A 14487-nucleotide genomic window follows, 5' to 3' on the forward strand; every position below is an offset into this window, starting at 1 on the left:
CGGGATCGAATGCTGCAACCAAACAAACAATTTGGCACAAAACGCCAAACCGAATCAAAATAGCTCGACACACTGTTGAGTTCTCAAAAGACACCCGCACCGCACTCACCCAACCCCCTGAAAAGGAAGCAGGATCCTGAAGACGGATCGCCTTGACCCACCAAGACAACCACACCGAGAAACTCGGCGAACCACCGGGGGTCGCTGTCCGCGGGGCCTGTTGACCGGGCCTCTCAGGGCCCGTTCTGTCCGGCTCACTCGCTGACAGGAAGAAAGTTACACGGTCCGTCGGACGCCGTTCACAGGGGGGTCGGTTTTCCGCATCGCCGCAGGTCAGCGGGCTCGTGGCGTCGCCACCCCGGCACGCTGGGCCGACGGGCCGCAGGCGCGGCGTCGTCGCACCCCGTCCGGGACCGGGCCGGCGAGTGTGATCGGGACATCGGGGACAAACGATAACCGTCTTGGTTATCGTTCCGGTGATGTCGACACACTCGGACGGACCCGGCTCCGCCACCCCCCTGCTCGCGATCGAGGCGCTGACGGTCACCGTCGGCGGTCGCCACGTCGTCGACGGGGTGGGCCTGCGGGTCGGACCGGGTGAGCGGGTCGCGCTCCTCGGCCCGTCGGGGTCCGGCAAATCCCTGACCGCTGCCGCGGTGCTCGGGCGCCTCCCCGCCGTCGCGTCGCTGCGGGGCCGCGTCCTGCTGGGCGGTACCGACGTGGGCGCGGTCCCGGCCGCGCGGCGGGACCGCGCGGTCCGGCTGGCGGCCGTCGGGCAGGACACCCGCACCGCGCTCAACCCCCTGGTGGCGGTGGGGGCCCAGCTGCGGGCCGCGGTGCGGGCCAACGGGGGTGACGACCGGCCCGGGGCGCTGCGGGGGGCCCTCGCGGCGACCGGCATCGAGGACCCCGGCCGCGTCCTGGGCGGGCACCCCGGCGAGCTGTCCGGCGGGCAGCGCCAGCGCGTGCAGCTGGCGCTCGCCCTGGCCTGCCGCCCGCACCTGCTGGTCGCGGACGAGCCGACCACGGCCCTGGACCCGGTCAACCGGCGGCGCGTGCTCGACCTGCTGGCATCCGGCCTGGCCGGCACCGGGACCGCTCTGCTGTTCATCAGCCACGACACCGCCGCCGCGCACGAGCTCTGCGACCGCGCCGTGCATCTGCGCGGGGGGCGCGTCGTCGATCCCGCCCCCCTGCCGGCGCACACCCCGCGGCCCGCTCCCGCGGCGTCCGCCGGCCCCGGTGGCCCGCTGCTCGTCGCCCGTGGCCTGCACCGCGTCCACCCCGGGCCCGGACGGCGTCGCCCGGCGCCGGTGGCCGCGCTGCGCGGGGTCGACCTCACCGTGCACGCGGGCGAGCGCGTCGCCCTGGCCGGGACGTCGGGGGCGGGGAAGTCCACGCTGCTCCGGATCCTGCTCGCCCTCGAGCCCGCCGACGCGGGGTCGGTCACCGCCGACGGCGCGGACGTCCGTCCCGGACCCGTGCGGCGGCTGCGTGCCTTCCGCCGCGCCGTGCAGTACGTCCCGCAGGACCCCGCCGGGTCGCTCGACCCGCGGATGACCGCGCGCGACCTCGTCGCCGAACCGCTGCGCCGCCTCGGGGACCCGGCCGCCCGGTCCGCGGCCGGGCGGGCCCGCGCGGCCGCGGCCGCGCTCGACGACGTCGGTCTGCCCGCGGCGCTGGCCGACCGGCGTCCGGGCGAGCTGTCCGGGGGCCAGGCCCAGCGGGTCGCGCTGGCGCGCGCGCTCGTCGTCGGGCCGCGCCTGCTGCTCGCCGACGAGCCGGTGAGCGGGCTCGACCCGGCGCTGCGCGACCAGGTCGTCGACCTGCTCGCCGACACCTGCGCCGCTCGCGGCACCGGGCTGCTCCTGGTGTCGCACGACCTGGCGGTCGCGGCGGCGCTCTGCCCGCGCACCGTCGTCCTGCACGACGGCCTGGTCGTCGAGGACCGCCCGACCGCCGAGCTGCTCGCCGCCCCGCAGCACCCCGCCGTCGCCGCGCTCGTCGACGCCGCGGCCCCCCTGTCCGTCTGAACCGTCCCACCACCCACGAACCCGGAGTACACCCGTGTCCCGACCCCGCCGCGTCGCGGCAACCCTCGCGCTCGGAGCGTCCGCGCTGCTGCTCACCGGATGCTTCGCCGCCCCACCGCAGACCGGCGGGACGGGCGCCGTCGGCGACCGCGTCGCCGTCGCGATGCTGCAACCGCCCCGCTCCGGCCTGACCCCCTTCAGCGACGACGCGTTCAAGCTCTCCCGCTGGCGCACGGCCGAGACCCTGGTGCAGCTCGACGCCGCCGGCGACGCCCGGCCGATGCTCGCCACCTCCTGGTCCCGCGCCGACCCCACGACCTGGCGGTTCACGCTGCGCGACGACGTCGTCTTCCACGACGGCACCGCGCTGACCGCCGCGCACGTCGCGGACGTGCTCACCCGCGCGACCCGCGCCTCGCCGCCCCCGCGGATCCTCGACGGCGTCGACCTGGCCGCCCGCGCCGACGGCGACGACGCGGTGCTGGTCACCACCGGTGTGGCCGACCCGCTGGTCCCGCAGCGCCTGTCCAGCCCGCAGCTGTCCGTGCTCGCCCCCGCCGCATACACCGGGGACCGCGTGGACCCGGTCGGGCACGGCTCCGGCCCGTTCCGGCTCACCGCGGTGCAGGGCACCACCTCGGCCACCCTCGACCGCCACGACGGCTACTGGGGCGAGCCCGCCCGCGTCGCCGGCATCGACGTCACGTTCGTCCCGGACGGCACCGCCCGCGCGGCGGCGCTGCGCACCGGCACCGCCGACGTCGTCGAGGCCGTCCCGCCCGGCCAGTACCCGCTGCTCGACCCCGCGCTGGTGCACGAGGTCCCCATGCCGCGCACCAACACGCTGTACCTGAACACCGCCCGCGGCCCGTTCGCCGACCCCGCCGTGCGCGCCGCCGCGCGTGCCGCCGTCGACCGCGCCGCGCTGGTCGCGAGCGCCTACGAGGGGCGCGCCGACGTCGCGCAGGGCCTGCTCGGGCCCGCGCTGCCGTGGGCCGCGCCGCTGCGCGACGACCCCTCCTACGCGCAGGCACTCGCCGCCCGCCCCGCGCCCGCGGCGGTGCGCGGCGTGCCGATCACGCTGGGCACCTTCACCGACCGCAGCGAGCTGCCCGAGGTCGCGGTGCTGCTGGAGCAGCAGCTGGAGGCGGCCGGGTTCGTCGTCACCCAGGACGTGCGTGAGTACTCGGCGATCGAGGCCGACGCGCTCGACGGCGCGTTCGACGCGTTCGTGCTGTCCCGCGCGACCGTGCTCGACTCCGGCGACCCCGTCGCCTACCTGGCCAGCGACTTCGGCTGCGGCGGCGGGTTCAACATCTCCCAGTTCTGCGACCCGGGTGTGCAGGCCGCGCTGGAGCGCGCCGCGGGCACCGAGGCCGGACCGGAGCGCCGCGCCGCGACCGCCCGCGCCGAGGCCGCCGTCCTCGCCGCCGACGCCGCCGTCCCGCTGCTGCACGAGCGGGTGATCCAGGGCGAGTCCGCGCGCGTCGGCGGGGTCGCCCGCGACCCCCGCGAACGCGATCTGGTCACCACGGACACGGTGCTGGGGGCGCCGTGACCGCGGTGGCCGTCCCGGCGACGGTCCGGCCGCGGTGGTCCGGGCCGCGCGACGGCGCCGTCGTCGCGCTGTCGCGGGTGCTGGCCGGGGTCGCGGTGGTCGCCGGCGTCGGCATGCTGCCCTGGCTGTCGCAGCGCTCCCCCGAGCTCGCCGTGCTGCGGGCCCGCTCCGCCGAGCAGGAGGCGACGCCGGCGGCGCTGGCCTCGATCCGCGCGGAGCTCGGGCTCGACGCCGGGCCGTGGGTGGTCGTCGGACGCTGGCTGTCCGGTGTCGCGACCGGGGACCTGGGCACCTCGTGGGCCTCCGGTGCGCCGGTGCTCGGGTCGGTGCTGTCCGGGCTCGGGGTGTCGCTGACCCTGGTGGGCTTCGCGCTCGTCGTCGCCGCGCTGGTGGCGGCGGTGCTGGTCGTCCCGGCCCTGCGGCGCGGTGTGCGCGGCGCGCGGGCCGGGACGGCGGGGGGCTCGGGCGCGGCCGGCGCCGCGCTGACGGCACTGCCGGAGTTCCTGCTCGCGACGTTCCTGCTGGTGGTCGTCGCGGTCTGGCTCGGCTGGCTGCCGCCCTACGGCTGGGCCGGCCCGCGGTACGCGGTCCAGCCCGCGCTGGCACTGGGACTGCCCGCCGGCGGCCTGGTCGGACGCCTGCTCGCCGAGTCCGTCGCGTCCGCGGCGACCGAACCGTGGGTCGGCACCTGGCAGACCGCCGGGCTGCCGCGCCGGCGGACCGCCGCAGCGGTGCTGCGCCGCGCGACCGCGCCGGTGCTGCCCCAGATCGGGCTGGTGCTGGTCGGGCTCACCGGCGGGGCCGTCGCCGTCGAGCAGGTCTTCGCCGTGCCCGGGCTCGGGCGCACGACCCTCGGCGCCGCGGCCGGCCTGGACCTGCCGCTGCTGCAGGGCGGGGTGCTGGCCCTGCTCGCCGTCGCCGTGCTCGCCGGCGCGGGGGCGGGGGCCGCCCGCCGGGCGGTGCTCGGCCGGGCCGCCCGCACCGGCGACGTGCCCGTCCCCACCGCGGTGACGGCGGTGCGCCGGTCCCGCTGGGTCGTGCCCGGGGTCGCGGGCGGGGTGCTCGCGCTCGTCGTGCTCGCCGGGCTGCCGCGCGACCCGTTCACCTCCGCCCACCCGCGGCTGGCGTCGCCCTCGCCGGCCCTGCCGCTCGGCAGCGACGCCGTCGGGCGCGACCTGCTCGCCCGGGTCGCCCACGGGGCGCTGCTCACCACCGGGACCGCGCTGCTGGTCGTGCTGGTGGCGCTGGTCGTCGGCGTGCTGATCGGGCTGGCGCCACGGATCGCGACCGGGTTCGCCGAGGTCGCGAACGCGGCGCCGCCGGTGCTCGCCGGTCTGGTCGTCGCCGCGGTGCTCGGCCCGTCGGCCGTCGGTGCCGCGGTCGGCGTCGCCCTGGTGAGCTGGGCGCCGCTGGCCGCGCACACGGCGTCGCTGGTGGCCGAGATCCGGGCGCAGCCGCACGTGCGGGTGCTGCCCGTGCTGGGCGTCGGGCCCGCCCGCGCGCTCGGGGCGCACGTGCTGCCCGCCGCGGCCGGCCCGCTGGTGCGGCACGCGGTGCTGCGGCTGCCGGGCACCGCGCTCGCGCTGGCCTCGCTCGGGTTCCTCGGCCTCGGCCCGCAGCCGCCGAGCCCGGAGTGGGGACGGCTGCTGGCCGACGGCATGCCCTACGTCGAGCGCGCCCCCTGGGCCGTGCTGGCACCGGCCGGGATGCTCGTGCTCGTCGCGGTACTGGCGGTGTCGCTCGCGGCCACCGGGCGGCGGCCGCGAGCGCGCTGAGTCAGGCCGCCCGGGCCGCCGCCGGGCGGCGCCGCAGCCCGCGGCGCTCCCGGCGGTGCTCGGACTCGCGGATCCCGCGCGCGGGCAGCGACAGCCGCCAGATCGACCGCGTGGCCTGCCAGAACTGCCGCGGGAACGGGCCCGTGGTGTAGGGCAGGTCGTACTTCTCGCACAGCGCCCGGACCTTCACCGCGATCTCCGGGTACCGGTTCGACGGCAGGTCGGGGAACAGGTGGTGCTCGATCTGGTAGCCGAGGCTGCCGGACATGACGTGCATCAGGCGGTTGCCGGTGAAGTTGGCCGAGCCGAGCAGCTGACGCAGGTACCACTCGCCGCGCGTCTCCCCCTCCAGCTCCTCCTCGGTGAAGACCTCGGCGCCGTCGGGGAAGTGCCCGCAGAAGATGATCGCGTAGGACCAGATGTTGCGGACGACGTTCGCGGTGGCGTTCGCGGTCAACGTCGAGACCGCGGCGGGGCCGGTGAGCAGCGGGAACAGCAGGAAGTCCTTGCGCATCTGCCGGGCGTGCTTGCGGCCGACGTCGAGCAGCTTGCGGCGGAACTCCTCGGGGTCCTCCAGCTGCATCTTCAGCAGGCCGTCGACGTCGAGGTCGTGCAGCGACACACCGTGCTCGAACAACAGCATCAGCAGGACGTTCCAGAACGGCTGCCCCAGGTAGGCGGGGTGCCAGGGCTGGTCGGCGCGGACCCGGAGGATCTCGTAGCCGACGTCCTTGTCCTTGCCGATCACGTTCGTGTACGTGTGGTGCAGGTAGTTGTGCGAGTGCCGCCACTGCTCGGCGGGGCACACGTTGTCCCACTCCCACGTCGACGAGTGGATCTCCGGGTCGTTCATCCAGTCCCACTGGCCGTGCATGACGTTGTGCCCGATCTCCATGTTCTCCAGGATCTTCGCGACCGAGAGCATGGCGGTGCCGGCGAGCCAGAGCGGCGGGATCCGGCTGCCGAACAGCGTGACCCGCGCGGCGACGTTCAGCCGCCGCTGCCAGGTGATCATCGTGCGGATGTAGTCGGCGTCGTACTGGCCGCGACGCTCCTCGACGTCGGCGCGGATCGCGTCGAGCTCGTGCCCGATCGCCTCCACGTCGGCCTCGGTGAGGTGGGCGAACTCCTTGACGTCGGAGATGGCCACGACGTTCCTCCTGGGTGTGAGCGGTGTCGGGTCTCGGTGTCAGATCTCCAGGACGCAGTCACCGGCGGCGGCGGTGATGCAGGTCTGGATCCTCTCGGCGGGGGTGTCGGGGTCGCCGCGGCGTTCGGTGCCGTCGCGCAGGTCGCGCACCGAGCCCGACCGCAGGCCGACGGTGCAGGTGTGACAGATGCCCATCCGGCAGCCGTAGGGCAGGTCGAGGCCGGCCTGCTCCCCGGCGTCGAGCAGGGTGGTGGCGCCGTCGATGTCGACGGTGGTGTCGCCGTCGCCCGAGGAGGTGGCGGCGGAGCCGCGGCGGACGAAGGTGACCGTGCCGCCCTCCGCCTCTCCCCCGCGCAACGACGCGGAGAAGCGCTCGACGTGCAGCGCCGCGCCGCGGCCCGCGGACTCCCACAGGTCCTCGGCCTCGTCGAGCATCGCCTCCGGGCCGCACGCCCAGGTGCTGCGCTCGCGCCAGTCCGGGCAGTACTCCGCCAGCCCGTCGGGGGTGAGCCTGCCGTGCTCACCGGTGAGGTGCAGCTGCACCCGCAGCGACGGGTGCCGCGCGGACAGGGCGTCGAGCTCGTCGGCGAAGATGACGTCGCCGTCGCGCGGGGCCGAGTGCACGAGCACCACGTCGGTGACGGTGTCGCGACGGTCCAGGGTCCGCAGCATCGCCATGATCGGGGTGATCCCGCTGCCCGCGGTGAGGAACAGCAGCCGCTCCGGTGGCGGGTCGGGCAGCACGAACTCGCCCTGCGGCAGCGCCAGGCGCACCACCGTGCCGGGCCCGACGCCGTCGACGAGATGGCGGGACAGGAACCCCTCCGGCATCGCCTTCACGGTGATCGAGATGTGCCTGCGGTCGCGGCGCGGCTCGGAGGTCAGCGAGTAGGAGCGCCAGTGGAAACGGCCCTCCACCTCGACGCCGATCCCGACGTACTGGCCGGGGCGGTGGTCGAACGACCACCCCAGGCCGGGCCGGATGACCAGTGTCGCGGCGTCGGCCGTCTCGGGCACGACCTTCACCACCCGCCCGCGCAGCTCCCGCACCGACCACAGCGGGTTGAGCAGCAGCAGGTAGTCGTCGGGCAGTAGTGGCGTGGTGAAACGGGCGGCCGCCTTGCGTACGCGGCGCAGCCCCCTCGGCAGTACGGCGTCGGTCATGACCCACCTCGTCGTCGCGGTCGGGGGCCATCGGACCCGATCTCGGTGGCGACGGCAAGTTGGGACGGCGACACCCCCGTCACCAGTGACGACGGCGTCGGCCTCCGACCTGCGGGAACGTTACATCGGTTTCTCCGTCAACGATGTCGAGATCGACTGTCTAGGATCGTCCGGGTGGCGGACTTCCCGATCGAGGAGCTGGCCCGCCGGGCGGGGATGACCGTGCGGACGGTGCGGTCCTACATCACGCGCGGGTTGCTCCCGCCGGGCGAGCGGGCCGGCCGGGCCGCCCGCTACACCGACACCCACCTCGCCCGGCTGGACCTGGTCAACGGGCTGCGCCGGCGCGGCTTCTCCCTCGGGGCGATCGAGGTGCTCGTCACCCAGGACCCCGAACGGACCGCCGAGGAGGCGCTGCGGCTCTACCGCGGGATGCTCGCCCCGTGGCAGCCGGAGGAGCCCGTCGAGGTCGACGGGACGGAGCTGCCCACCCACCTCGGGCTCGACCCGGACGCGGTGTCGGCCGACGAGCTGGTCCGGCACCTGTGCGCGACGGGTGTCGTCGAGACCGCGGCGCACGGACGGCTGCGCATCCTGCGGCCCGACCTCGCCCGGGCCGCCGCGGAGGCCGTACGGCTGGGCATCCCGCCCGCCGCGCTGGTGGGGCTGCGCCGGCGCCTCGACGACCACACCGGCGCCGTCGCCGAGATGTTCGTCGAGCTGTTCGCCCGGCAGGTGTGGGACGACCACGTCGAGGCCGGGCTGCCCGCCGGCGACGCGCCCCGGATCCAGCAGACCGTCGAGCAGCTGCAGCCGGTCGCGACGCTGGCGCTGCTGTCGTCGTTCCGCTCGCGCATGCAGGACGCGATGGACGCCTTCATCACCCGGATCTCCGACGACATCTCCCCCGAGGCCGGACGCGCGATGGGGATCCGGACGACGGACCTGGACGATCGTTGACTCTTCAACGATGATGCGCCGGTGAGCACCGTGACGACGGACGTCCTCGTGATCGGCAGCGGGCCTGCGGGCTCCTCGGCCGCCCTGTTCCTCGCCGGTCTCGGCGTGGACCACCTCGTGATCACCAAGTACCGGTGGACCGCCGACACCCCGCGGGCGCACATCACCAACCAGCGCACCGTCGAGATCCTGCGCGACCAGGGGGTGGAGGCCGACGTCGTCGCCGAGGGGACGCCGTCGCACCTCATGGGCGAGACGGTGTTCTGCACCGCGCTCGCCGGCGACGAACTCGGCCGGGTCCGGACCTGGGGCACCCACCCCGCGCGGCGCGCCGACTACACCCTGGCCAGCCCGTCGTCGCACTGCGACCTGCCCCAGAACATCCTCGAGCCGATCCTGGTGGGCCGGGCCGCCGAGCGCGGCAGCCGGGTCCGCTTCGACACCGAGTACAGCCACCACGTCCAGGACGACGACGGCGTCACCGTCACCGCGCGCGACCGGCTCACCGGGGCGGAGCTGACGATCCGGGCCCGCTACGTGATCGGCGCCGACGGTGGGCGCAGCGCCGTCGCCCGGGACGCGGGCCTGCCCTTCGACGGCCGCGGCGAGCTCGCGGGCAGCATGAACATCGTCTTCGACGCCGACCTCACCGCGCTGGTCGAGCACCGGCCGAGTGTCCTGTACTGGGTGTTGCAGCCCGGTGCGGACGTCGGCGGCATCGGGATGGGCGTGCTGCGCATGGTGCGGCCGTGGACCCGCTGGATGGCGATCTGGGGCTACGACCTCGCCGGTCCCCCGCCGGAGCTCGACGACGCCGCGGCGACGGCGATCGTCCACGACCTGATCGGTGACGACTCCGTGCCGGTGACGATCCGTTCGACCTCGGTGTGGACGGTCAACGAGCAGTGGGCCACCCGCTACCGGTCGGGCCGGGTGTTCTGCGCCGGTGACGCCGTGCACCGCCACCCGCCGTCGAACGGGCTGGGCTCCAACACCTCGATCCAGGACTCCTACAACCTGTGCTGGAAGCTCGCGATGGTGCTGCGCGGCACCGCCGGGCCGGGGCTGCTGGACTCCTACGACGCCGAGCGCGCCCCCGTCGGCGAGCAGATCGTGCGTCGCGCCAACCGCTCGGTGGAGGAGTTCGGCCCGATCTTCACCGCGCTCGGGCTCACCCCGGGCGCCGATCCCGAGGCCATGCGCGCCTCGATGGCGGCCCGCGCCGACGACTCCCCCACCGGGGCCCGGCGGCGCGGCGAGCTGCGGGCGGCGCTGGAGGCCAAGGACTACGAGTTCAACGCGCACGGCGTCGAGATGGGCCAGGCCTACACCGGCCCCGGCGTCGTCGCCGACGGCACGCCCGAGCCGCCGCCCGAGCGCGACCCGGAGCTGTTCTACCGGCCGACCACCCGGCCCGGGCACCGGCTGCCGCACTGCTGGCTGGGCCGCGACGGGCACCGGGTCTCCACCCACGACATCACCGGCAAGGGCCGGTTCGCCCTGCTCACCGGCATCGCGGGCGGCGCCTGGGCCACGGCCGCGGAGACCGTCGCCGCCGAGCTCGGGATCGACCTGGCCGCGCACGTGGTCGGCCCCGGCCGCGAGCACACCGACCTCTACGACGACTGGGCCCGGCTGCGCGAGGTCGGCGAGGACGGCTGCGTCCTCGTCCGCCCGGACGCCCACGTCGCCTGGCGCAGCGACGCGCTCGTCGCCGACCCGGCGGCCGCGCTGCGCGAGGTGCTGGGGAACATCCTGGACCGGACCCCGGAGGTGACCGCATGACCGGCTTCGTCCACGACCCCTCCCCCGCGCGGGTGGTGTTCGGCCCCGGCACGATCGACGACCTCGCCGCGGAGGTGACGCGGCTCGGCCGGTCGCGGGTGTTCCTCGTCGGCGGCCGCCACCCCGCGGGCGCGGCGGACCGGGCGCGGGCCGCGCTCGGGTCGTTGCTCGCCGGGCGGTTCGACCGGGCCGCCGTGCACACCCCGGTGACGGTGACCGACGAGGCGCTGGCGGCGTTCACCGCGGCCGGGGCGGACTGCGTCGTCGCGATCGGGGGCGGCTCGCAGATCGGGCTGTCCAAGGCGCTCGCGGTGCGGACCGGTGCGGACCAGGTCGTCGTCCCCACGACGTACTCGGGCTCGGAGTGCACCGCGGTGCTCGGCGAGCTGGGGGTGGACACGCCGGGGGTGAAGACCACCCGGACCGACCCGGCGATCCGGCCGGAGACCGTCGTCTACGACACGACGCTCGTCGCCGACCTGCCGTCGCAGGTGGGGGTGCCGAGCGCGGTGAACGCGCTGGCACACGCCGTCGAGGCGCTGTGGAGCACCGACCGCGACCCGCTGACCGAGGCCGCCGCGCTGGAGTCGGTGCGGCTGCTCACCGCGGGGCTGCGCGACGGCGAACCCGACGCGCTGCTCCGCGGGGCGTGGCTGGCCGGGACCTGCCTGGACCGGGCGGGGATGGCGCTGCAGCACAAGCTCGCCCACACCGTCGGCGGCTCCCTGGACCTGCCGCACGCCCCGACCCACGCGGTACTGCTGCCGCACGTGATCGCCCACAACGCCGCGGCCGCACCGCGGATCGCCGAGGCGCTCGGACCGGACCCGGCCGGGACGGTGTTCGACCTGCTCGTCGCCGCGGGCGGGCCGACGTCACTGGCCGGGCTGGGCGTCGACGAGGCCGACCTGGACCGGCTCGCCGAGCAGGCCGTCGCCCGGCCGTACCCGAACCCGGTGCCGGTCACCCGCGACGGTGTGCGCGCCCTGCTCGGGCGGGCCTGGGCCGGGGAGCGGCCGGGCGACCCGGTGCGCGCCACCCTGGACACGCTGACCGCGCAGGTCACCGCGTCGTTCGGCGGGTCCGACGAGCGGCTCCGCACCCTGCTGGCCGCGCTCGCGGCCACCCTGCACGGCTACGCGCGCGAGCACGACCTGACCCAGGACGAGTGGCAGGCCGCGATCGACTTCCTCACCCGGACCGGGCACCTCACCGACGAGCGGCGCCAGGAGTTCGTGCTGCTCTCGGACACCCTCGGGCTGTCCAGTGTGGTGGACGTGCTGACCAACTCCCGCACCCCGGACACCACGTCCTCGGCCGTGCTCGGGCCGTTCTACACCGACGGCCCGCCGGAGCTGGACCAGGGGACCGACGTCTCCGCGGGGAAGAAGGGCACCCCGCTGTGGGTGGACGTGGTCGTCACCGACACCGGTGACGAGCCGGTCGCCGGGGCGGTCGTCGACATCTGGCAGTCCGACGAGGACGGCTTCTACGACCTGCAGCTGCTCGAGACCGAGGGCCCCGTCCTGCGCGGCCGGTTCCGTACCGACGACGCCGGCCGGCTGCGGTTCCGCTCGATCCTGCCCGCCGCCTACCCGATCCCGGCCGACGGACCGGTCGGGGAGATGCTGCACGCCACCGGACGGCACCCCTTCCGGGCGCCGCACCTGCACTTCCTCATCCAGGCGCCGGGGCACCGGCAGCTGATCACGCAGCTGTTCGTCGCCGGTGGGGAGCACCTCGACTCGGACACGGTGTTCGGTGTGAAGGAGGACCTGGTCGTGGACTTCGCCCCGCGCAGCGGCCCGATGCCCGACGGCGTCGAGCCCGACGGGGAGTGGCGGCTGCTGGAGTTCACGTTCCGGATCGCCCGCGACCGCTGATTCCTGCCCGATTCCGGGCAGATTCCTGGTCCTCCGCCCCATGGCCGGTCAGGATCGGCGGCGTGGATCCGGATCTCGTGCGGCACGTGGCCGCCACCACCGGGCTCGCCGAGCCGGTGGCGGCCCGCGTGGTCGCCGACGTCGTCGCCTACTTCGGCGAGACCACCGAGGAGTTCGTCCGCCGCCGGCACCGCGAGCTGCAGGCCCGCGACCGGCGCAACGACGAGATCTGGCCGCGGATCGCGGCCGAGCTCGCCGCGCGGGTGGTCGGCCCTGGTGACGTCTCCCAGCGGCGGCTGCGCCGGATCGTCTACGGCTGAGCGGACGACGGGGGAACGTGCATGTGCGGGATCGTGGGTTATGTGGGGCCGCGGGAGGCGGCGGGCGTGCTGCTCGACGGGCTGTCCCGGCTGGAGTACCGGGGCTACGACTCGGCGGGCCTGGCCGTGGCGCACCGCCGGAAGGTGACGGTGCGGCGCACCGCCGGGCGGGTGGAGGACCTGCGCACGCTGCTGGGTGACGCCCCTCCACCGGGCCGGTCGGGCGTCGCACACACCCGGTGGGCCACCCACGGCGAGCCGAGCGAGGCCAACGCGCACCCGCACACCGACGCGTCCGGACGGGTCGCGATCGTGCACAACGGCATCGTCGAGAACGCCGAGGCGCTGCGTGCCGCGCTCACCGCCCGCGGGGTCGTGCTGCGCAGCGACACCGACTCCGAGGCGCTCGCGCACCTGGTCGCCGAGGCCCTCGACGGCGGGGCCGCAACCCTCGCCGACGCGGTCCGCACGGCGCTCGCCGGCGTCGAGGGCACCTACGGCCTCGCGGTGCTCGACGCCCGCACCCCCGACGAGATCGTCGTCGCGCGCAACGGCAGCCCGATCGTGCTCGGCATCGGCGACGGCGAGATGGTCGTCGCCTCGGACCTGGCCGCGGTGGTGCGGCACACCCAGAAGGTCGTCTTCCTCGACGACGGCGAGATCGTCACCGTGCGCGCCGACGGCGTCGAGGGCTCCACCCGGATCAGCCCGACCACCGTCGACACCGGCTCCGAGGACTACGCGCTCGGCGGGCACCCCGACTTCCTGGCCAAGGAGATCGCCGAGCAGCCCGACGCGCTGCGTCGCGCTCTGGCCGGGCGGCTCGACACCCGGTTCGCCACCGCCCGCCTGGGCGGGCTCGGGATGGACCCGCGCGAGCTGCGCGGGGTGCGCCGGGTGCTGTTCCTGGGCTGCGGGTCGGCGTACTACGCGGGGGAGATCGGCGCCGGGCTGGTCGAGCAGCTGGCCCGGATCCCGGCGGCGGCCGAACCGGCCGGCGAGTTCCGCCACCGCAACCCGGTCGTCGACCCGGACTGCCTCTACGTCGCGGTCAGCCAGTCCGGCGAGACCGCCGACACCCTCGCCGCGGTGCAGGAGCTGCGCCGCAAGGGCGGCCGGGTGATCGGCGCGGTGAACGTGATCGGCTCGGCGATCTCCCGCGAGTGCGGCGCGGGAGTGTTCCTGCACTCCGGGCCGGAGGTGTCGGTCGCCTCGACCAAGGCCGTCACCACGATGAGCGTGTCGTTCGCGATGCTCGCGGTGCTGCTGGGCCGGGTGCGCGACCTCTCGGTGGCCGACGGCAGGCGGCTCCTCGACGGCCTGGCGGCGCTGCCCCGCCACGTCGAGGCCGTGCTCGCCGAGGACGCCGCCCACGGCACGGTCGCCGCGGTCGCGCAGCGCTGGGCGCACGCGTCGTCGATGTTCTTCGTCGGGCGCACCCGGTGCAGCCCGGTCGCGCGGGAGGGCGCGCAGAAGCTCAAGGAGATCTCCTACTGCCACGCCGAGGCCTACCCCGCCTCCGAGCTCAAGCACGGCCCGCTGGCACTGGTCACCCCGGACATGCCCAGCGTCGTCGTGGTGCCCGACGACGAGCTGCTCGCGAAGAACGTCGGCACGATCGAGCAGATCCGGGCCCGGGGCGGGCCGGTGATCGCGGTGACCGACGCCGAGCTGCCCGCCGGGCTCGCCGACGCCGTGCTGCGGGTGCCGCGCACCGAGCCGGAGCTGGCGCCGATCCTGCTCGGGATCCCCCTGCAGCTGCTGGCCCGGCACGCCGCCGTCGCGCTCGGACGCGACGTGGACCGGCCGCGGAACCTCGCGAAGTCGGTGACGGTGGAGTGAGGGTCCTCGGGCTGCAC

10 protein-coding genes are annotated in these 14487 nt (G+C 75.5%); 8 read left to right on the top strand and 2 right to left on the bottom strand.

All coding sequences use genetic code 11. The annotated features are described in order from the left end of the window. The first annotated feature begins 479 nt into the window (after nt 1-479). The 3 genes from ATL51_RS08450 to ATL51_RS08460 are packed head-to-tail and all read left to right on the top strand — an operon-like array spanning nt 480 to nt 5366. Nucleotides 480-2033, top strand: a complete 1554-nt coding sequence (locus tag ATL51_RS08450) for an ABC transporter ATP-binding protein (RefSeq protein ID WP_157818274.1) — start codon at nt 480-482, stop codon at nt 2031-2033. A gap of 34 nt (nt 2034-2067) precedes the next feature. Further along, complete coding sequence (locus tag ATL51_RS08455) at nt 2068-3591, top strand: ABC transporter substrate-binding protein (protein WP_208622946.1); 1524 nt, start codon at nt 2068-2070, stop codon at nt 3589-3591. Continuing rightward, on the top strand, nt 3588-5366 hold the full coding sequence (locus ATL51_RS08460; RefSeq protein WP_301548947.1) for an ABC transporter permease subunit: 1779 nt from the start codon (nt 3588-3590) through the stop codon (nt 5364-5366). The genes ATL51_RS08455 and ATL51_RS08460 overlap by 4 nt, the downstream gene beginning before the upstream one ends. 1 nt (nt 5367) lies before the next feature. Here the strand turns inward: ATL51_RS08460 and ATL51_RS08465 are convergent, their stop codons facing one another. Beyond that, nucleotides 5368-6516: a fatty acid desaturase family protein gene (locus ATL51_RS08465; protein ID WP_073577223.1), complete on the bottom strand. Its 1149-nt coding sequence runs from the start codon at nt 6514-6516 to the stop codon at nt 5368-5370. Nucleotides 6517-6555: 39 nt separating this feature from the next. After that, nucleotides 6556-7680: a ferredoxin reductase gene (locus ATL51_RS08470; RefSeq protein WP_100878249.1), complete on the bottom strand. Its 1125-nt coding sequence runs from the start codon at nt 7678-7680 to the stop codon at nt 6556-6558. Between the two features lie 174 nt (nt 7681-7854). Here ATL51_RS08470 and ATL51_RS08475 point away from each other — a divergent pair, with 174 nt between their 5' ends. The 5 genes from ATL51_RS08475 (at nt 7855) to glmS (ending at nt 14470) form a co-directional block, all read left to right on the top strand. After that, nucleotides 7855-8640 carry a MerR family transcriptional regulator gene (locus ATL51_RS08475; RefSeq protein WP_073577225.1) on the top strand — a complete coding sequence of 262 codons (786 nt, stop codon included), beginning with the start codon at nt 7855-7857 and terminating at the stop codon, nt 8638-8640. Between the two features lie 21 nt (nt 8641-8661). After that, nucleotides 8662-10425, top strand: coding sequence for an FAD-dependent oxidoreductase (locus tag ATL51_RS08480; RefSeq protein WP_073577226.1), 1764 nt, complete (start codon nt 8662-8664; stop codon nt 10423-10425). Next, entirely contained in the window at nt 10422-12308 is a 1887-nt protein-coding gene (locus ATL51_RS08485; protein ID WP_100878250.1) for a maleylacetate reductase and hydroxyquinol 1,2-dioxygenase domain-containing protein, read from the top strand. Before ATL51_RS08480 ends, ATL51_RS08485 begins: the two co-directional genes overlap by 4 nt. A 62-nt stretch (nt 12309-12370) precedes the next feature. Then, entirely contained in the window at nt 12371-12628 is a 258-nt protein-coding gene (locus ATL51_RS08490; RefSeq protein WP_083658930.1) for a hypothetical protein, read from the top strand. Nucleotides 12629-12649: 21 nt separating this feature from the next. Next, nucleotides 12650-14470 carry a glutamine--fructose-6-phosphate transaminase (isomerizing) gene (glmS, locus tag ATL51_RS08495; protein ID WP_073577228.1) on the top strand — a complete coding sequence of 607 codons (1821 nt, stop codon included), beginning with the start codon at nt 12650-12652 and terminating at the stop codon, nt 14468-14470. Nucleotides 14471-14487: the final 17 nt, after the last annotated feature.

The organism is Pseudonocardia alni (assembly GCF_002813375.1).
GTDB lineage: Bacteria > Actinomycetota > Actinomycetes > Mycobacteriales > Pseudonocardiaceae > Pseudonocardia > Pseudonocardia alni.